General features: G+C 58.4%; 2 protein-coding genes. Both read right to left on the bottom strand.

What is annotated here, in order from left to right; all coding sequences use genetic code 11:
• The coding region (locus GTGU_RS23550) for a hypothetical protein (protein WP_038163755.1) at positions 1-436 on the bottom strand (436 nt) is incomplete at its 3' end.
• The coding region (locus GTGU_RS26240; protein ID WP_038163752.1) for a hypothetical protein at positions 424-702 on the bottom strand (279 nt) is incomplete at its 5' end. The genes GTGU_RS26240 and GTGU_RS23550, both read right to left, overlap by 13 nt.

Genomic DNA, 702 nt, shown 5'->3' with positions numbered 1-702 from the left:
CCATCTGACCGGCGGCCAGAAGCATGACGTAAAGCATGCAGCTATAGAGCGAGAGACGGGCCATCAGCGGACGGGTCCTGCGGACATACTCGTCCGTGGCATTGTCGCCGTTACGGATAGTTTCCTGCTGCTCGTGGTGAGCTGACTGACGGTCTGCCAGTACCGCCTTTTGTTTTTCAAGCTGCACCTGCTCAAGCTGGACTTTCAGCGCTTCCAGCTGGACGAACTGCTCGGGCGGAAGCTGCGCCAGCTTCTGCTCAAGAATGCGCTGCTGATCCTGCGGGTTGATAACGCTGTTGACGTTCTCAACAATACCGGCCACGGAATCCGCTGTTTTCGCTGTATCGCCACCAAACCAGCCGCCGATGGTGCGCAGCAGTGACGGCCCGGCTTTCAGCACCACCGAGGCCACGGTGGAAAGGGTTAATGGATCCATTTCAGTAACTCCTTACGTGAAACCCACCGGCAGATCATGACGCCAAGCACTGCGCCGACCGGCTCCAGTAACAGCGTGATAAGCGGGTAAGCAAAGAGATTGGCGGAAAGCAGAAGAACCACTCCGCAACCCCAGACAACCCACGCCCAGAAAGCGGCATGGCGACTGATTTTCACCGTCGGCTGAATCAGCCGGTACGGGAGGTTGCCGAGAACGATGCTGAACCCGATCAGAACAACCCCGGACAGCGCCAGCCACCAGACCAG

Source organism: Trabulsiella guamensis ATCC 49490 (assembly GCF_000734965.1).
Classification (GTDB): domain Bacteria; phylum Pseudomonadota; class Gammaproteobacteria; order Enterobacterales; family Enterobacteriaceae; genus Trabulsiella; species Trabulsiella guamensis.
The sequence above is the reverse complement of the archived record's forward strand: the minus strand, read 5'-3'. Positions and strand labels throughout refer to the sequence as shown.